The following is a 17,398-nucleotide window of genomic DNA, read 5'->3' as shown; positions in this document are numbered from 1 at the left end:
GTCGGTTCCGGACTCTCGGCGCGGAAGGTCCGGAACCGACGGGGTCGCTCAGCTGCCGATCACGCCGCCGTCGTCCCGGGCGACGACGACGGTGGCCGAGCGCGGCGTGGTGACGCCGTCCAGCCCCGGCCAGCTGCTGTCGCCGTCCTCACCGGGGTGCTGCAGGTTGACGAACAGGGTCCGCTGGTCGGGCGTCATCGCGATCCCGGTGACCTCGCACTGCCGGGCACCGGTGAGGAAGCGGCGCACCTCGGGGACCCCGTTCCGGTCGGTCCGGTACGGGTCGGCGGCCAGCATCTGGTTGTTGGCGCCGCCGGGCTGCGTGCCGTCGGTCTGGATCCAGGCACGGCTGTCGGGGTCCAGCCACAGACCGTCGGGTGAGCCGAACGCGTCCTCCGCGGCGATCGTCGAGCCGTCGGCCCCGTCGCCGGGGCCGGCGAGCAGGAAGACGTCCCAGCTGAACCCGGTCGCGGTGTGGTCCCCGTGGTCCTCGTCCCAGCGGACGATGTGCCCCCACTGGTTGCGGGTCCGGGGGTTGGCCGCGTTCGCGATGGTCCGCCCGGTGTTGTTGGTCAGCGTGACGTAGACGGTGCCGCTGCGCGGGTCGACGGCGGTCCACTCGGGCCGGTCCATCGGCGTGGCCCCCACCCGGTCGGCCGCCTGGCGGGTCTTGACCAGCACGTCGCCCTGGTCGGCGAAGCCGTTCTCCGGGGTCAGCCCATGCTGCCCGTGCACCAGCGGCACCCACTCGCCGCGGCCGTCGTCGGTGAACCGGGCCACGTAGAGGGTGCCCTCGTCGAGGGGGCTCGTGCCACGGGCGCGCATCGAGCGCCAGTTCGCGGCGCTCACGAACTTGTAGACGTACTCGTTGACCTGGTCATCGCCCATGTAGACGACGACCCGGCCGCCGCGGCTGACGTGGACCGTGGCGTCCTCGTGCTTGAGCCGGCCGAGCGCGGTGCGCTTGACCGGGGCCGAGCGCGGGTTGAGCGGGTCGATCTCGACCACCCAGCCGAAGCGGTTGGGCTCGTTGGCGTCACCGGCCCGGACCACGAAGCGCGGGTCGTGCGCCGCCCAGCCGTTGCGGTCCCCGCCCACGCCGTAGCGGGTCTGCAGCGCGGCGTCCTCACCGCCGTGGCCGGGATCCACCCGGAAGTAGCCGTTGAAGTTCTCCTCGCAGGTCAGGTACGTGCCCCACGGGGTCTCGCCGTTGCCGCAGTTGTTGATCGTGCCCAGCGGGGTGCTGCCCGCGGGGTCGGCCGCCGTCCTCAGCAACCGGTGGCCGGCCGCCGGGCCGGAGAACGACATCGGGGTGGTGGCGGTGATCCGCCGGTTCCGCGGGGAGCGCTTGACCTGCCACTCCCCCGACCGGGCGCGCTCGATCTCGACGACGCTGACCCCGTGCGCGTTCTGCGACTTGCGCACCCCCTCGGCCGACGTCGGCTTGTAGCCGTCCACGAACTGCGCGCGGTGCAGGTAGTACTCGTCGGTGTACTCGTGGTTGAGGACCAGCAGGCCGTGCTCGTTGCCGCGGCGGCCGCTGTGCAGCGGGAAGTAGGTCATCCCGTCGTGGTGCATGCCGATCTGCTCGGCCTGCTCGGCGGCGGTGTTGCCGGCCGGCCCGCCCTCCTCCGCGGTCCCCGGCGCGAACGCGGGGAACGAGCCGAGGATCGGAGTGCCCCACGGGATGAACGGCCGCGCGGTGTACCCGCGCGGCACGATCACCTCGTCGGCGGTGCCCGGCGGCACCGGCTCGAACCCGAGCAGCCCGCGCCCGCCGCGGTCCTGGCCCCCGGGGGGCGCGGCCACCGCGGCCGGCGGGCCGACCAGGCTGGTGGTGAGGAACCCGGCCGCGGCCAGCACGCCACCGGCCAGCACGGAGCGGCGGGACAGCCGCGCTCCGGCGATCTCCGAGAACGGCCGCGCGGTCGAGGGGTTGCTGGCGTCGTCGTCGGGATCGGCGGCGGGTTCGAGGGTGAGGGACACGGAGCCTCCAGGACGTCGGGCGATGGACCGCTGCGGACGCTAGGAAGCCCGGTTGACGCGCGCGTGGCCTGCACCTGCCCGTGCGGTGAACCCCGGGCCACGCGTCGGGTGCCCTCCGCACGCGGCAGGCGGCCCCGCGGGGGCACCGACCCGGGCTCCACCGGCGGGAACGGAGCCGAGCAGCTCCTGGAAGGCGATGGCTCGGGGCAGGTCGGTGGCGCTGACGGCCACGGCGGCGATCTCCACGGGTCGGGCCTACCCCCGCCCGCTGACAGGACCGGGGCGGATCAGTGCTGGACCGGGAGGACCAGGAGGCCCAGCAGCCGGTCGGCCTCGGCGTCGGGGTCCCCGGTCAGGCCGGTGTGCACCGGCCCCGCCTGCACCACGGTGCTGCGCGGTGCGGTGAGCCAGCGGAACCGGGCACCCAGCGCCTCCCGGCCGGCCGCGCCCGCCTCCGGCGCCGCGGCGCAGATGTCGACCACGGCCTGCAGGGCGCGGCCGATGGCCTCGGCGTCGGCGGTCGGGTCCAGCGCGCGCAGCCGGTCGACGTCGAGGTCGACGCGGGAACCCAGGTAGTCCCGCTGGCGGCAGTAGACCAGGACGCCGGCGTTGAGCGACTCTCCCCGCTCCACCCGGGGCACGACCCGCAGGACGGCGTACTCGAAGGTGTCCCGGCTCATCGCTGGGTCACCCCCTCCGGCGGCGGCGGGCCGAGCCAGGGCGGCCGGTTCTCCCCGCGCGGCGACCGGCGGCGCGCCCCGCCCGCGGCCGCGGTGGCGACCAGCTGCGGCAGCCACGCGTCGCGGAGGGCCACCCGGTCCAGCAGCTGGTCGACGTAGCGGACGCGGACGTCGTCCGGGGCGTCGTCCGGCGACGGGCCCTCCAGCCAGTCGTCGGGCACCTGCGCCAGCACCGCCTCCAGCATCGGCCGGGTGACCCGGGGCGCGAGCGCTGCGTCCGCGCCGACCACGTCGGGCTGGCACTCCACGAGCGCGTGCTGCGAGGCGTCGTAGGGCCGGGCCACCGCGGCCTCCGCCCCCGGCCAGTGGTGGTGGAAGGTGAGCGCCGCGCCGTGGTCGATCAGCTGCAGCCTCCCGTGCCAGAACAGCATGTTGGGGTTGCGCCACGAGCGATCGACGTTGCCGACCAGCGCGTCGAACCACAGCACCCGCCCGGCGAGCTCGGGGCCGACCTCGGCGACACCGGCCTCGAAGTCCAGCGCGCCGGGCAGGTAGTCCAGGCCGAGGTTCGTCCCGGCGGAGCGCTGCAGCAGCTCCTGCACCTCGAAGTCCGGCTCCCCCACCGCGAGCTCCGGGGCCACGTCGACGGTGACCAGCGCGGGCACCGGCAGCGACAGCGCCCGGGCCAGCTCGCCGCAGACCACCTCGGCGACGAGGACCTTCACACCCTGGCCGGCGGCCCGCCACTTGACCACGTAGGTCCCCAGGTCGTCGGCCTCCATGAGCCCCGGCAGCGAGCCACCCTCGCGCAGCGGGGTGACGTAGCGGGTGGCGGTGACGGCGGGCAGCACAGTGCGCGGACCCTATCGCCGCCCCCACCGGCGACACTGCAGCGGTGGGCCTTCTCCGCGCGACCTCCCCCGGCGACCTCGCCGCCGCACCGTTGACCTACGCCGAAGTGGGCGCCACCCGGGACGCCGAGCTCCCGGCCGGCTACACGCACGGGAAGCGGTCCGTGGTCGTCGGCACCGGGCAGAAGGCGTTCGAGCGGGCCACGGCCGCGGTCCTCGACTGGCGCGCCCAGCGCAGCGTCGGGATGCGGGTGCGGGCCGACGGGCCGGCGAGCGAGCCGGGCACGGTCGTCGTCCTCACCGCCGGGCTGCCACGCCTGGGCTACGACATCCCGTGCCGGGTGGTGTGGGCGCAGACCACCGGGGACGAGCGAGGGTTCGCCTACGGCACGCTGCCCGGGCACCCGGAGAGCGGCGAGGAGGCGTTCCTCGTCCGGCTGACCCCCACCGGGGAGGTCGTCTTCACCCTCCGGGTCTTCTACCGGCTGGCCTCGCCGCTGGCCCGTCTCGGTGGGCCGGTCAGCCGGGTCGTGCAGCGGCTGGCCTCGGCGCGGTACGTCGCCGCGATCCGTCGGGCGGCCGGCGGCCGATGAGTCCGGCGCGGTCGGCCGGTCGGAATGTGCACGGAGGCAGACCGAGGAGGCGGCGTGGGGGTGGCGGAGGACGTCGAGAGGGCGGTGAGCAGCCACGTGGCTGCGGGCCGGGTACCCGGCGCGAGCTGGTGGGTGAGCCGGGGTGACGAGGTGGCCCGGGGCGCGGCGGGGGTGCACGTCCCCGGCGGCGAGGACCGGGTCACACCGGACACGGTGTTCCGCATCGCGTCGGTGACCAAGCCGGTCGTCGCCGCGGCGGTGATGTCGCTGGTCGACGAGGGTGTGCTGCGGCTGGACGACCCGGTGGACGCCGTCCTCCCCGAGCTCGGCGGGCGCGTGGTCCTCGCCGATCCGGCCGATGCAGCGGCGGGGACGGTGCCGGCCCGCCGGGCGATCACCGTGCGCGACGTCCTGACGTTCCGGCTCGGCCTCGGGATGGACTTCACCGCCCCCTGGCCGTCGCCGACCCTGATCGCGATGGGCGCCGCCGGCCTGCCCGCGGGTCCGCCCCAGCCGCAGGCCGCGCCACCGCCGGACGAGTGGCTGCGGCGGCTGGCCACCGTCCCGCTGGCCCACCAGCCCGGCGAGCGCTGGCTCTACCACACCGGCGCCAGCGTGCTGGGCGTCCTCGTCGCCCGGGCCGCCGGCCGCCCGCTGCCGGAGGTGCTGGCCGAGCGGGTGCTCGACCCGCTGGGCATGGCCGGCACCGGGTTCGGCGTGCCCGGGCCGGCCCGCGACCGGCTGGGACCGCACTGGACGCCCCCCGCCGATGACGGCACCCGGACGGTCTACGACCCCGCGGAGGGCCAGTGGGCGCATCCCCCGGCGTTCCCCGACGCCGGGGACGGGCTGGTCTCCACCGTCGACAACCTCGCCGCCTTCGCCGCGATGCTGTCCGCCGGGGGCCGCACGCCGGGCGGCTCCCGGGTGCTCAGCGAGGCGGCCGTGCGGGCGATGACGACCGATCAGGTCGGCGCAGTGGACGACGAGGGCGGTGGGTGGGGCCTGGGCATCGGGGTCCGGATCGCCGCCGCGCCGGACGGCCGCTCGGCGGGCACCTACGGCTGGGACGGCGGCCTGGGCGGCTCGTGGTGGACCGACCCCGTCACGGGCGTCACGGCGATCCTGCTGACCAACCAGATGTGGGCGTCCCCGCAGCCCCCCGCGGTGTTCGGCGACTTCTGGGCGGCCGCGTTCGGGGTGAGCTGCCCGGACCCGACTCGCCGGTGACCTGCCCGTCCGTGACGGATGACGTGGAGTAACCACCCGATACGTCCGGAACCGCGATGTGCCGGATCGCGGACGTTCCGGTGTCCGCGGAGCCGTCGACGGCCTATCGTCGACGCCCCGACCCGGGCGGATGCGTGCCCGCGAGTCCTCCGACATCCCGCGGGACGAGCACTGGGGCTCGACCGGACGGGGTGGAGGCCCGATGGACTGGTGGGACCCGGCGATCGCCGCGTGCGGCCTGCTGGTCGGTGTCGTGGTCGGCCTGACGGGAATGGGCGGCGGTGCCCTGATGACGCCCGCCCTGGTCTTCTTCTTCGGCGTCCCCCCGCTGGCGGCGGTCTCCAGCGACGTGGTCGCCGGGCTGTTCATGAAGCCGGTCGGTGGGCTGGTGCACCTGCGGCACGGCACCGTCCACGTCGGGCTGGTGAAGTGGCTGTGCCTGGGTTCGATCCCGGGCGGGTTCTGCGGGGTGCTCCTCCTCCGGCTCATCGGCGAGAGGGCTCCGCTGCAGGATGTCCTGCTGGTCGCGCTGGGCGCCGTCCTCGTGCTCGCTGCGTTCGGCATGGCCGCGCGCGCGTACCTGAAGCTGTGCGCGCGGGAGCGGGCCCGCACCGCGGGCCGCGCACGCGCGGAGACGGGGCTGTCGGCCGTCCCGCCGCGGCCGCTCGCCACCGTCCTCGTCGGCACCGGTGGGGGGCTGGTCGTCGGGATGACCTCGGTCGGAGCCGGCTCGCTGATGATCGTCTGCCTGCTCCTGCTGTACCCCACCATCCAGGCGCGGCAGCTGGTCGGTACCGACCTGGTGCAGGCCGTCCCGCTGGTCGCCTCGGCCTCCCTGGGGCACCTGCTGTTCGGCGAGTTCACCCTCGGCCTGACCGGCAGCATCCTGGCCGGCGCCCTCCCCGGCGTGTGGCTGGGGGCACGGGTCTCCTCCCGGTCGCCGGGGAGCCTGGTCCGCCGGACGCTCCCGGTGATCCTGCTCGCGTCGGGCGCCAAGCTGCTCGGCGTCCCGACCACCGTGGTGCTGGTGATCGGCGTGTCGGCGGCGGTCGGCGGCGCGGCCGGCTGGGCGTGGGTGCGGGTGCGGCACGGTGAGCCGCCGTTCGTCTTCCAGCACCGGCGCCGGTTGCGCGGAGCGGCCTGAGGCGGCGCTCACCCCTCGACGGGGATGTCGAGGGCAACGGCCAGCCGGGAGCGCAGCCGCAGTGCCAGCGTCTGCGGCCCAGACACCGAGCGGGTGTCGAAGAAGGTCACCTCCACCATCCGGCCGGCGACCGGCTGCACCAGGGACGCCACGAGCGGGCACCCACGCCCGGCGGCGTCGGCCAGGTGGTGGGCCTCGCGGAGACCGCAATGGGGGTCGCCCTCCCGCAGCGGCCAGGTCAGGTGGACGCTGAGCTGCCCCAGCCACTCGGTGACGCACAGCAGCGTGACCGGGGGCCGGTCGGGGGCGGCGACGACGATGCCCGGCGCGGAGACCGAGCGGACGTGGCCGGCCTCGACCGGCCACAGCGCCCCCGGGTACGTCATCGCTCGCCTCACCGCCTCTCGGTCCGGCGGAACGGTCTGGCCGGAGGTCAGAGGATCATCCCGGCGCCGACGGTGGCGTTGCTCGCCGCGTCGATGACGGATGAAGCTGCCGGTGATCCGGTTGACCCGGTAGGCGTCGGTGAACAGCGGGGCGGTGATCCGCAGCTCCAGCCGGCGCGCACGTGTGGTCGGCGCCAGGGCCGGTGCGTGACCGCGGAGGCTCGCCGCGGTCCGCGGCGACGACATCCACCGGTGGACCCCGCACCGCCGGTGACGAGGCAGGTCACGCGGCGGAGGCTAGCGGCGAACCCGCGCTCAGCGAGGCCGTTTCGTTCCGGTGCTTCGGGGCGGGCGGGGGACGCGGTGCCGGCACGTGCCCCGACGAACCCGCCCCGCGGAACAGGTCATCTAGACGTCGCGGCGCTCGAGCAGCACCGCGCCCATCGCCCACGTCCCCAGCGCCCACGCGCCGGTGACCACCAGGCCCACCGGCCAGCTGGTGGGGACGGCGAGGAACGGATCCTCCCCCACCCGCAGCGCCGGCAGCGCCTGCGAGGCCCGGGCGGCCAGCTCACTCCCGGAGAGGGCGAGCAGCGGCGGCAGCAGGAAGACCAGCGCGACGCCGGCCCCGACGCCGCCCGCGGTGGAGCGGAGCACCGCACCGAGCCCGACGGCGAGCACCGCCACGAGCACCGCGCCGGCCACCTGCAGCCCGAGCGGGCGCAGCACGCCCTCCCCGGTCAGGAGGAACCCGCCGGGGACGGCGGTGAGCGTGCGGGCGGCCAGCGCGCACACGGCGGCGAGCGCGGCGGTCAGCAGGGCGGTCCAGGTGGCGACGACGGCGGTCTTCACCATCAGCAGCCGGGTCCGCCGCGGTACCGCGGTGAGCGAGACCAGCGCGGTGCCGGTGCCGAACTCGGCGGAGACGGCCAGGACGCCGAGCACCACGATCACCAGCTGCCCGAAGCCGAAGCCGGTCAGCGCCACGCTCACCGCGACGTCGGCCCGGATCGCCGTCGGCGTGGTGGCCGCGGCCAGCCAGCCGAAGGCCCCGACCGTGACCAGGTAGACCGCGGTGCACCACCACGTGGAGCGCACCGAGCGCAGCTTGGTCCACTCGCTGCGCAGCAGCGCCCGGGCCGGGACGGCGACGCTCACGACCGGCCCGCCCGGTACTCGACGTCCTCGCCGGTCAGCGAGAGGTAGACCGCCTCCAGGGAGGCCACCACCCGGGTCAGCTCGTGCACCCGCAGGCCGGCGGCGAACGCGACGTCACCGACGGCCGCCGCATCCAGGCCCCGCACCCGCAGGGCGCCGTCGAGCTCGAGGGAGACGTGCGCGCCGGCCCGGCCCAGGGCCACCGACAGCAGCGGCGCCTCCGGGCTGCGCACCCGGACCGCGGCGTGCGCGCCGAGCAGGTCGGCCATCGACACGTCGGCGAGCAGCCGGCCCCGGCCGAGGACGACGAGGTGGTCGGCGGTGTCCTGCATCTCGCTCATCAGGTGGCTGGACACCAGCACGGTGCGGCCCTCGGCGGCCAGCTCCCGCAGCAGCTCGCGCATCCAGCGGATGCCCTCCGGGTCCAGCCCGTTGACCGGCTCGTCGAGCAGCAGCACCTCCGGGTCGCCGAGCAGCGCCGCGGCGATGCCCAGCCGCTGCGCCATCCCGAGCGAGAAGCCGCGCACCCGCTCGTGCGCCACCCCGCCCAGGCCGACCAGCTCCACCACCTCGTCGACCCGGCGGGCGGGCAGCGCGTTGCTCTGCGCCAGCACGGCCAGGTGCTGGTAGGCGGTGCGCCCGGGGTGCCGGGCGCCGGGGTCGATGAGCGCGCCGACCCGCCGCATCGGCCGGTCCAGGGCGCGGTAGGGCACGCCGAGCACGGTCGCCGTCCCGGCGGTGGGCCGGGTGAGGCCGAGCACGCAGCGCATCGTCGTCGTCTTGCCCGACCCGTTCGGGCCGAGGAAGCCGGTGACCCGGCCGGGCTCGATGCGGACGGTGAGGTCGTCGACGGCGACCCGCTCGCGGTACTCCTTGGTCAGCCCGTCGAGCTCGATCACCCGGACAGCATCGCGGCCCGGGGCCGCCGCGGGGTGGAGGCGCGAGGGACACGGGCTCCGGACCTGGCCGTTTGAGGACGCAACGACACCGGGTAGCGCGGGGCCTCGCACGCAGGACGGCCCCTCAGGAGAACCCATGCCCCCCGCACGCCAGCCGAACCAGTCCGCGCCGACCACCGTCAGTCCCACCGGCGTGGGCCACGAGGGCCCGAAGGACGGCCGCGATCCCCGGGCGCAGGCCGGCGACGCGCTCACCACGCCCAACGGGGTGCGCATCCCCGACTCCGACCACTCGCTCAAGGCGGGCCCCCGCGGGCCGGTCCTCCTCGAGGACTTCCACCTGCGCGAGAAGATCATGCACTTCGACCACGAGCGGATCCCCGAGCGCGTGGTCCACGCCCGCGGGGCGGGGGCGCACGGCGTCTTCACCGCGAACGGGGCGGCCGCGAAGGTCACCCGGGCCGCCGTCCTCGCCGAGAAGGGCCTGGAGACGCCGGTGTTCGTCCGGTTCTCCACCGTGCTGGGCTCGCGCGGCTCGGCCGACACCGTGCGCGACACCCGCGGGTTCGCGACGAAGTTCTACACCAAGGAGGGGACCTGGGACCTGGTCGGCAACAACATGCCGGTGTTCTTCATCCAGGACGCGATCAAGTTCCCCGACATCATCCACGCCGGCAAGCCGCACCCGGACCGGGAGATCCCGCAGGCGCAGTCGGCGCACGACACCTTCTGGGACTTCGTCACGCTCCACACCGAGGCCACCCACCACACGATCTGGAACATGAGCGACCGCGGGATCCCGCGCAGCTACCGGACGATGGAGGGCTTCGGGGTCCACACCTTCCGGCTGGTCAACGCCGACCGGGAGACCTGCCTGGTCAAGTTCCACTGGAAGCCCCGGCTCGGGGTGCACTCCCTGACGTGGGAGGAGGCGCAGATCGCCGCGGGCGTCGACCCCGACTTCCACCGCCGCGACCTCTACGACGCCATCGAGGCCGGCGCCTTCCCCGAGTGGGACCTGGGCATCCAGGTCTTCCCCGACACCCCGGAGGAGACCTTCGAGGGCATCGACCTGCTCGACCCCACCAAGATCGTGCCGGAGGAGCTCGCGCCGGTGCAGGTGATCGGGACGATGGTGCTCACCGGCAACCCGACCAACTTCTTCGCCGAGACCGAGCAGGTCGCCTTCCACACCGGCCACCTGGTACCCGGCATCGAGGGCACCAACGACCCGCTGCTGCAGGGGCGCAACTTCTCCTACCTGGACACCCAGCTCACCCGGCTGGGCGGCCCCAACTTCACCCAGATCCCGATCAACCGGCCGCACGCGCCGGTCAACGACAACACCCGGGACGGCTTCCACCAGCACGGGATCCACACCGGGCAGGCGCCGTACACGCCCAACAGCGTCGACGCCGGCAGCCCGTTCCCGTCGGACTGGTCCGAGGGCGGCTACGTGAACGTGCCACGGGCGGTCAGCGGCGAGGTCGGCCGCAGCGCGCCGGCGTCCTTCGACGACCACTTCTCCCAGCCGGCGATGTTCTACGCGAGCCTCACCAGCGTCGAGCAGCAGCACGTGGCCGACGCCTACACCTTCGAGCTGGGCAAGTGCTACGAGCAGTCGATCAAGGAGCGGGCACTGACGGTGCTCGCGAAGATCGACGCCGATCTCTGCGCCCGGGTCGCCGCCGGCCTCGGCCTGCCCGCGCCGTCCCCCGAGCCGGTGGAGCACGGGGAGTCGCCGGCGCTGCGCCAGATCAAGCCGGAGCCCTTCCCGATCGAGGGCCGGATCGTCGGCGTGGTGGCCGGTCCCGGCGCCGATCTGAAGGGCATCGCGAAGCTGCGGGAGGCGCTGGAGGCCGAGGGCGCGCTGCTGCGGGTCATCGCCCCGCACGGCGGTCAGCTCGTCGACGGCTCGGACGTCGAGATCGTCGAGCGCACCTTCGCCACCGGCCGCTCGATCGAGTTCGATGCGATCGTCGTGGCCGACGGCGCACCGAAGGACGGCGACTTCCGTGCCCTCGTCATGCTGCAGGAGGCCTTCCGGCACCTGAAGGCGGTCGGCGCCTGGGGCGACGGCGTCGAGGTGCTGCAGGCCGCAGGCGTCGATGTCGAGGCCCCGGGCGTGCTGACCGGCGAGAAGTCCGACAAGACCCTGGCCACCGGGCTGATCGCCGCCCTCGGGATGCACCGGGCGTGGGAGCGGACGCCGCTGGTCAGCGCGTCGCTGGTGCCGCCGACGGTCTGACCGCCGGTCCGGGCCGGGGCGCTCCGCCGCCTCGGCCCGGCTCCAGGCGGTCCGGCATCGGGAGGAGGATCGGCGCCCGTGACGACCCGACGGATGGTGACGCTGCACGTCTGGGGCGTGCCGGGCCGGGCGGTGCCCGGCGCGCTGGTCCGGGTGGCCACCGACCGCCCCGCCCTGCGGCGCACGCCGGGCCTGCGGTTCGCCAAGCTGCTGGGCACCGGCCGGGGACGCACCTTCACCGTGCGGGACGCCGACCCCCGCCGCTGGGCGCTGCTGGCGGTGTGGGACGACGCGGACGACGCGGACGCGTTCGAGCACGGCCCCCTGCTGCGCCGGTGGCGCCGGCCGGCCGAGGAGGAGTGGTCCGCGCGGCTGCGCCCGCTGGCCGCACGCGGCCGGTGGTCCCGCGCCGAGCCGTTCGGGCGCCCCTGGCCGCAGCGCTGGGAGGGTCCCGTCGCGGCGATCACCCGCGCCCGCCTCGCCCCGCGCAAGGCGCTCGCCTTCTGGCGGGCCGTGCCGCCGGTCGCCGCGGACCTGCACGCCGGCCCGGGCCTGCGGCTGGCCCTCGGCATCGGGGAGGCGCCCATCGGGCTGCAGGGCACGTTCAGCGTGTGGGAGTCGGCGGCGGCCCTCAACGCCTTCGCCTACACCCGCGCACCGCACGCGGCCGTGATCGAGCAGACCGCTCGGCAGGGCTGGTACGCCGAGGAGTTGTTCGCCCGGTTCGGGCTGCTGTCGGCCGGCGGAACCCTGGGCGGACGCGACCCCCTGGCCTGAACGGCGAACGGCCAGGTCGGCCGCTCGCCCACCGATCGTGACCGCCCGCTCACCGTCAGGCCGGGCAATCCGCGGGACGGGCCCTCGTCGTTCCGGTCGCCGTCCTCGCCCTTCACCGCGGGACGTACGTCCCTTATGGTCGCCGCGCCCCGGTATCCCTTCCCAGCAGGACGGGGGACATGGAGCTCGACCGCCGACGATTCCTCGTGATCGCGGGCGTCGTGGTGGCCGCGCCCGTCGCGGTGTGGCTGGGCGTGGAGGTTCTGGCCGAGGACCCTCCCGCGACCGCACCGTCCGGGCCCGCCCCGTCGCCAGACGGCCCCACCAGCAGCGCCGGGGCCCGCCCGCCCCAGTACTCCCTCGGTGCGCCGACGAGCGAACTGCTCGCCCGCTCGGGTTCCGCCCTCGTGGTGCCCACCGGCCGCTTCACGACGCCGTACGAGGTGCCCCGGCCGTCCGACGACACGACCTGGGACATGCGCGGCGCCACGTTCATCGGCTACTTCGACGCCGACGCCCGCTTCGAGGTCAACGCGTTCGCCGGCGGGGCCACCGAGGAGCAGAAGAACGCCCACCCGATCCGGATCGGCTACCGGCAACCCGTGGGCGGTGCGGCCATCATCGGCGGCGTGGTCGAGGGCGCCCAGCCCGAGACCCTGACCTGGGAACGGATGAAGTACGGCCAGCACGTGCAGGACGACACCGACGCCTGGATCGACGCGGGCCGGCCGGAGGACGTCGACCCGCACCGCGGCCAGATCGACAACCGCAACCAGGACGGCGATCCCCGCGTCTACATCAAGCCGGGCAGCTGGGCGGTGTGGGACGGGGTGCGCGTCCGCAACACCCACGACGGCATCGGCCTCTACGGCGACTTCGCCGAGGGCCCGGGCACCTGCTACATCCGCAACTGCTGGCTGCGCAGCATCCACGACGACGCGATCGAGAACGACGACTGGCACGAGCTGCACGTCTTCGACACCCTCGTCGAGGGCACCTACACGTTCCTGTCCTGCAACGACGAGGACCTGGACGACGCCTCCACGGACCACGCGGTCACCGTCGAGAACAGCGTCGTCCGGTTGCGACCGTTCCCCGGCGGCTACAAGACCCGGTCCACGGACGCCGTCCACGGCCAGATCTACAAGAGCCGGCGCAACTCGCCGGCGCTCGTCCTGCGCGACGTCGTCATCGCGTCGGAACGGTTCCAGGAGCCGTCGGACGCCGAGCTCCCCGAACGCCGGGGACAGCTCGCCGACCGCTACGAGAACGTCACGCTGGTGTGGCTCGGCCCCGGGCGGTACCCCGGCAACGTCCCCGATGGATGCACGCTCACCACCGATCCGGCTGTCTACGAGAACGCGGTGGCCGACTGGAAGTCGCGGCACGGTGTCGCCGGGGACGACGCCGTGGACATGAACCGCATGATCAACCCGGATCCGCCCGCGGCGTAGCCGCGTGGGTGCCCGTGCGGGAACGGAACGGACCGGCCGGATGCCGTCGCCAGGAGGACGCCGGCATCGGGCTCGGACGAAGGAGGGCACGTGGCGGCTGAGCACCCCGACGCTCCACCTGTTGCGACAGCGGTGCGCGGGCCCGGGCGGTCGTCGGCCGTGCCCACCGTTCCACTGCGGCTGGTCGAGGAGCTGTGCAGCCGGCTGCGCGACACCGGTGTGTCCTACTGCCACTGGAAGAGCACCGACATGCTCCACCTCTCCGCCTCGGGCGTGAACGACCTCGACCTCCTGGTGGACCGGCGGCACCTGCCGGCCTTCCTCGGCGTCCTCGCCGCGTGCGGCTTCAAGCAGGCCCGCCCGCGGCGGGGGCGGCAGGTGCCGGGGGTGGTCCACTACTACGGCCTGGACGCCCGCACCGGAACGCTGGTCCACGTCGACGCCCAGGCCCAGCTGGTCCTCGGCGACGACACGACCAAGAGCGTCCGGCTCCCGATCGAGCAGGCCTACCTGGCCTCGTGCACCCAGGGGCCGCTGTTCCCCGTGCCCGCACCGGTGTTCGAGCTCGCCGTCCTCGTGGTGCGACTCGCCCTCAAGCACGCCACCTGGGACGCCGCCGCGTTCGGCCTGGCCCCGCTGCGCCCCGCTGAGCGTCGGGAGCTGCAGTACCTGTCCGCACGCGTCGACGACGAGGTCCTGCGCCGCGTCGTCGAGGTCCACCTCCCGTGGATCGGATGGGGGGACTGGTCGCGGTACCACCGCGCACTCCTGGACGGCGCGCCTCTCCGCGCGTGCCTGCCCGCAGGCCGGGCCGTCGTGCGCGGGGTCGGCGACCTGATGCGCCGCCGTCCCGCGGTCGACACCGCCCTGCGGTGCGGCCGCCGCGTGGAGTGGGGGGTGCGGCACTACGTACTGGGTCAGCGCAACACCAAGCGCCTGGTGGCAGGCGGCAGCGTCGTCGCCGTCGTCGGCGGCGACGGCGCTGGGAAGTCCACCCTGACCAACGGCCTGGCCGGCTGGCTCGGCGGCGCATTCGACACCCGGGTCGTGCACATGGGCAAACCCCCGCGCGGGCCGGCGAACCTCGTCGTCAAGGGTGCCCTCACCGCAGCCCGCCGAGCGGGGCTGCTGCCGGGCTGGCTGCCCAACTACCCCACCCCCGCAGAGCACCGCGGCCGCTTCCCCGGCCACGCCTGGCTGCTGTGGCAGCTCGTCACCGCCACCGACCGCCGGCGGCAGCACCGCCGGGTCCGGTCGCTGGCCGGGCGGGGCGTCCTGGTGGTCTGCGACCGCTTCCCCGTCGACCAGGTCACGCGCATGGACGGCCCCCGCACCCGGTGGGTACCCACCGAGGGGGTGCCCGCCCTGGCCCGCCGGCTGGTGCGGGCCGAGCAGCGCGCCTACGCCGCGATCGCGCCCCCGGACCTGCTCGTCGTCCTGCGGGTCGATCCCGACACCGCGGTGGCCCGCAAGCTCGGCGTCGACCCGGCGGAGTTCGTCCGCCCGCGCTCGGCCGAGGTGTTCGCCGCCGACTGGCACGCCACCGGCGCGGTGGTGCTCGACGCCGCCCGGCCGGCGGACGACGTGCTCGCGCAGGCACGGTCCGCCGTCTGGGCGAACCTGTGACCGACCGCCCCCCGTCCGGCTCCGCGGCGTCCCCGGGCCGCTGCCTGGAGCTGGCCGGGATCCCGGGGTCCGGGAAGAGCCGCCGCGTCGGGACCCTGGCGGCACGGCTGACCCACCTCGGGGTCGCGGTCACCCAGCCCCAGGCGCGGTTCGCCCCGTCGGTGCCGACCGCCCGCCGGCTGGCGCGCAAGGCGAGGGCCTGCGGAGCCGCCGCGGTCGCCGCGCCGGGAACGACGGCACGCGTGCTGCGCGCCCTCGCCGGTTCCCACCAGCCCGGCCCCGGGGACCTCGCGGGCCGGGTCGTCCAGTGGCTGGTCGCCCAGGAGGCCGCCGCCCGCGCGGCGCGGTTCGACGGGGTCAGCATCCTCGACGAGGGACCGGTCCAGGCGCTGTGGTCGATCGGGATCCGCGGGGACGTGGATCCCGTCCTCGCCGCCGTCCCCCACCGGCACCCGGCCGATCTGCTCGTCGTCGTCCGGGTACCGCCGGAGCTGGCGCTGGAGCGGCTGACCCGGCGGGTGTCGCGGCACAGCCGGACGCAGCTGCTGGACCGGCCCGCGCAGCTGGCCGAGCTGCACCGCGGGGCCCGGCTGCTCGACCGGCTGGCCGAGTGGTGGGCACGTTCCGGGGAGGTGCACCTGCTCGACGGCGCGGCGGACGACGGCGCCGACCTCGAGCTGCTGGTGGCTCGGGTCTGCGCCTCGGTCAGACCGTGTACTCCACGTGCAGGACCGGCGCCCGGGCCGCACCGCCGTTGAATGCCTCGGCCACCCGCGTCCCGGTTCCCGTGACCATCAGCACCAGCGCGTTCCCGGAGGCCCAGCCGGGACGCGCCACGATCTCCTGCAGCACCCCGGTCAGGGCCGGGGTCCGCTGGTCGGCGGTGCGCGCGCCGACCGTCGGCCACGGCGCGGGAGCCCAGGCGACGGTGGCTGCGGTCCTCGCCCGAGCCGAGATGTTCCGCGCTGTCGTCGTGAGCGGCCCGGCGTCGGCCGCGGCCTCGCCCACGATGCTCAGGCTCGCGGCAGCCGTGGAGGCCTCGTCGACCTGGAACTGCACCCAGGCGTTGGTGACCCGCGCCCCCGCCGGCACCGCCACCCCCGTGAACCGCAGGGCCACCGTCTGCGGCCTGGTCCCGTCCTGTCCGAGGTTGAGGTCCCCGCTGGTCAGGCCGACCGCGCCGGTCGACGCGCGCTCCTCGGCGTCGTCCGCACCGGCCCGCACGGGCGCGTCGAGACCCCCCGGTCCCCCCAGCCCGTCGACAGGAGCGCCGGGCAGCGGCGGCAGGGTGACCGCCAGCTCGTAGAAACGACCGTCGTTCTCGCTCGGGTTGGTGTCGTTGTCGACCCCGCGGTCGACGATGTAGAGGTTCTGCCCGCCGGACCCGTTGCTGGCCGGGGCGAGTGTGATCCCGGCCGCCTTCCGCGGGTTCGCCGCGGCGATGCTGATCGTGTTGAGCAGCCCACCCTGCCGGTCCAGCTCGTAGACGGTCCGACTGGGGCCGTCCAGGACGAGGATCGTGCCGCGCTCAGGGTGGAACTCGATGCCCTCCGGGTCCCGGGCGCCGTACCGGGCCACGTCGAAGGCGACGACCGTGTCGTCACCGGCCGGGGGGACCCCGTCGAAGCGGCCGTTCGCGCCCGGGCCGTAGTCGAAGACGTCCTTGGCGACCCCGTCGATGACCAGCAGGTGACCGTTGCTGGCGACGTCCATGTCGATGGTGACGTCCTCCGCGTCACCGCCGAGGGGCCGGGTCGAGAAGGAGGTCACGCCGTCGTCCGGGGTCCCGTATCGCCCGTCGGCGCCGGGGACGACCTCGAAGATCCGATCCGCGTCGTCGTCGGAGACGTAGAGGTTGCCGGTGGCGGGCCGGAAACCGGCGCCGGTCGGCTCGCGGGACCAGGGCAGGCTCGTGCCGCCCGGGAAGTCGGCTGCTTGCTGGCCGGTGAGACTGCTGACGAACAGGTTGGTCCCGGCGTACAGGGGGGTCTCCTCGACCTCACCGTCGCTGATGAGGAGCTGGTTGGTCCGCGGGTCGTAGGTGATGCCGGACGGGTCGGGGCTCGGCCGCCCCCACCCGGACGTCGAGTGCTGCGCGACCAGCGTCGCAGCGAGAGCGGCCGCCTGCGCGGTCTCCTGTGTCACCACCGCTCCGCCGGCGACGACGGCCAGCACGAGCACGACGCGCACAGCGGTAGGAATTCTCACGATCACCATCCGAACTAGTTCGGGCCCGCTCGGCGTCCGGAGGACACCGACGATGCCGACCACTCCTGGGCGATGTCCGACAGCGTCCCCGGCGTCTCCGAACGCAGTGCGAACGCGGTCGCAGAGGTGACCGAACCGCTATTCCTGCTGGTCAGGGA

The 17,398-nt window shown here is 74.9% G+C and carries 15 protein-coding genes; 8 read left to right on the top strand and 7 right to left on the bottom strand.

Annotation, left to right across the window (positions count from 1 at the left end):
- Positions 1–48: 48 nt before the first annotated feature.
- The 3 genes from BMZ50_RS14530 to BMZ50_RS14520 form a co-directional block, all read right to left on the bottom strand.
- Positions 49–1,986, bottom strand: a complete 1,938-nt coding sequence (locus BMZ50_RS14530) for a PhoX family protein (protein WP_091325840.1) — start codon at positions 1,984–1,986, stop codon at positions 49–51.
- Positions 1,987–2,273: 287 nt separating this feature from the next.
- A complete protein-coding gene (locus tag BMZ50_RS14525) occupies positions 2,274–2,666 on the bottom strand; it encodes a DUF3037 domain-containing protein (protein ID WP_091325838.1) in 393 nt (130 codons plus the stop codon).
- Positions 2,663–3,517 carry a HipA family kinase gene (locus BMZ50_RS14520; RefSeq protein ID WP_091325836.1) on the bottom strand — a complete coding sequence of 285 codons (855 nt, stop codon included), beginning with the start codon at positions 3,515–3,517 and terminating at the stop codon, positions 2,663–2,665. Before BMZ50_RS14520 ends, BMZ50_RS14525 begins: the two co-directional genes overlap by 4 nt.
- Before the next feature lie 44 nt (positions 3,518–3,561).
- On the opposite strand from BMZ50_RS14520, the gene BMZ50_RS14515 reads away from it, so the two are divergent.
- The 3 genes from BMZ50_RS14515 to BMZ50_RS14505 all read left to right on the top strand — a co-directional run bounded on the left by BMZ50_RS14515 (position 3,562) and on the right by BMZ50_RS14505 (position 6,484).
- On the top strand, positions 3,562–4,110 hold the full coding sequence (locus tag BMZ50_RS14515; protein ID WP_091325834.1) for a DUF1990 domain-containing protein: 549 nt from the start codon (positions 3,562–3,564) through the stop codon (positions 4,108–4,110).
- Between the two features lie 54 nt (positions 4,111–4,164).
- A complete protein-coding gene (locus BMZ50_RS14510; RefSeq protein ID WP_177212795.1) occupies positions 4,165–5,340 on the top strand; it encodes a serine hydrolase domain-containing protein in 1,176 nt (391 codons plus the stop codon).
- A gap of 202 nt (positions 5,341–5,542) precedes the next feature.
- Positions 5,543–6,484 carry a sulfite exporter TauE/SafE family protein gene (locus BMZ50_RS14505; RefSeq protein WP_091325830.1) on the top strand — a complete coding sequence of 314 codons (942 nt, stop codon included), beginning with the start codon at positions 5,543–5,545 and terminating at the stop codon, positions 6,482–6,484.
- 8 nt (positions 6,485–6,492) lie between these two features.
- Here the strand turns inward: BMZ50_RS14505 and BMZ50_RS23725 are convergent, their stop codons facing one another.
- The 3 genes from BMZ50_RS23725 to BMZ50_RS14490 form a co-directional block, all read right to left on the bottom strand.
- Positions 6,493–6,870: a hypothetical protein gene (locus tag BMZ50_RS23725; RefSeq protein ID WP_143087180.1), complete on the bottom strand. Its 378-nt coding sequence runs from the start codon at positions 6,868–6,870 to the stop codon at positions 6,493–6,495.
- A 408-nt stretch (positions 6,871–7,278) separates the two neighbouring features.
- Complete coding sequence (locus BMZ50_RS14495) at positions 7,279–8,028, bottom strand: ABC transporter permease (protein ID WP_091325825.1); 750 nt, start codon at positions 8,026–8,028, stop codon at positions 7,279–7,281.
- On the bottom strand, positions 8,025–8,927 hold the full coding sequence (locus BMZ50_RS14490) for an ABC transporter ATP-binding protein (protein ID WP_218146255.1): 903 nt from the start codon (positions 8,925–8,927) through the stop codon (positions 8,025–8,027). Before BMZ50_RS14490 ends, BMZ50_RS14495 begins: the two co-directional genes overlap by 4 nt.
- Before the next feature lie 136 nt (positions 8,928–9,063).
- Here BMZ50_RS14490 and BMZ50_RS14485 point away from each other — a divergent pair, with 136 nt between their 5' ends.
- The 5 genes from BMZ50_RS14485 to BMZ50_RS14465 all read left to right on the top strand — a co-directional run bounded on the left by BMZ50_RS14485 (position 9,064) and on the right by BMZ50_RS14465 (position 15,790).
- Positions 9,064–11,175 carry a catalase gene (locus BMZ50_RS14485; protein WP_091325820.1) on the top strand — a complete coding sequence of 704 codons (2,112 nt, stop codon included), beginning with the start codon at positions 9,064–9,066 and terminating at the stop codon, positions 11,173–11,175.
- A 78-nt stretch (positions 11,176–11,253) separates the two neighbouring features.
- Positions 11,254–11,952, top strand: coding sequence for a monooxygenase (locus BMZ50_RS14480; protein WP_218146254.1), 699 nt, complete (start codon positions 11,254–11,256; stop codon positions 11,950–11,952).
- A gap of 179 nt (positions 11,953–12,131) precedes the next feature.
- The gene (locus tag BMZ50_RS14475; RefSeq protein ID WP_091325815.1) at positions 12,132–13,406 is read left to right on the top strand and encodes a hypothetical protein; all 1,275 of its coding nucleotides are present in this window, start codon (positions 12,132–12,134) and stop codon (positions 13,404–13,406) included.
- Between the two features lie 159 nt (positions 13,407–13,565).
- Entirely contained in the window at positions 13,566–15,032 is a 1,467-nt protein-coding gene (locus BMZ50_RS14470) for a nucleoside/nucleotide kinase family protein (RefSeq protein ID WP_091325812.1), read from the top strand.
- Positions 15,029–15,790 carry an AAA family ATPase gene (locus tag BMZ50_RS14465; protein ID WP_091325810.1) on the top strand — a complete coding sequence of 254 codons (762 nt, stop codon included), beginning with the start codon at positions 15,029–15,031 and terminating at the stop codon, positions 15,788–15,790. The genes BMZ50_RS14470 and BMZ50_RS14465 overlap by 4 nt, the downstream gene beginning before the upstream one ends.
- On the opposite strand, the gene BMZ50_RS14460 is transcribed toward BMZ50_RS14465, so the two are convergent.
- A complete protein-coding gene (locus tag BMZ50_RS14460; protein ID WP_143087179.1) occupies positions 15,738–17,240 on the bottom strand; it encodes an SdiA-regulated/phytase-like domain-containing protein in 1,503 nt (500 codons plus the stop codon). The genes BMZ50_RS14465 and BMZ50_RS14460 overlap by 53 nt on opposite strands.
- Positions 17,241–17,398: the final 158 nt, after the last annotated feature.

The sequence above is a fragment of the Geodermatophilus ruber genome (assembly GCF_900114385.1).
GTDB lineage: Bacteria > Actinomycetota > Actinomycetes > Mycobacteriales > Geodermatophilaceae > Geodermatophilus > Geodermatophilus ruber.
The sequence above is the reverse complement of the archived record's forward strand: the minus strand, read 5'-3'. Positions and strand labels throughout refer to the sequence as shown.

What these genes read in the sequence shown, in the direction of transcription:
- BMZ50_RS14525 (WP_091325838.1), bottom strand. Translation starts at nt 2,666, where the DNA reads ATGAGCCGGGACACCTTCGAGTACGCCGTCCTGCGGGTCGTGCCCCGG.
- BMZ50_RS14505 (WP_091325830.1), top strand. Translation starts at nt 5,543, where the DNA reads ATGGACTGGTGGGACCCGGCGATCGCCGCGTGCGGCCTGCTGGTCGGT.
- BMZ50_RS23725 (WP_143087180.1), bottom strand. Translation starts at nt 6,870, where the DNA reads ATGACGTACCCGGGGGCGCTGTGGCCGGTCGAGGCCGGCCACGTCCGC.
- BMZ50_RS14485 (WP_091325820.1), top strand. Translation starts at nt 9,064, where the DNA reads ATGCCCCCCGCACGCCAGCCGAACCAGTCCGCGCCGACCACCGTCAGT.
- BMZ50_RS14475 (WP_091325815.1), top strand. Translation starts at nt 12,132, where the DNA reads ATGGAGCTCGACCGCCGACGATTCCTCGTGATCGCGGGCGTCGTGGTG.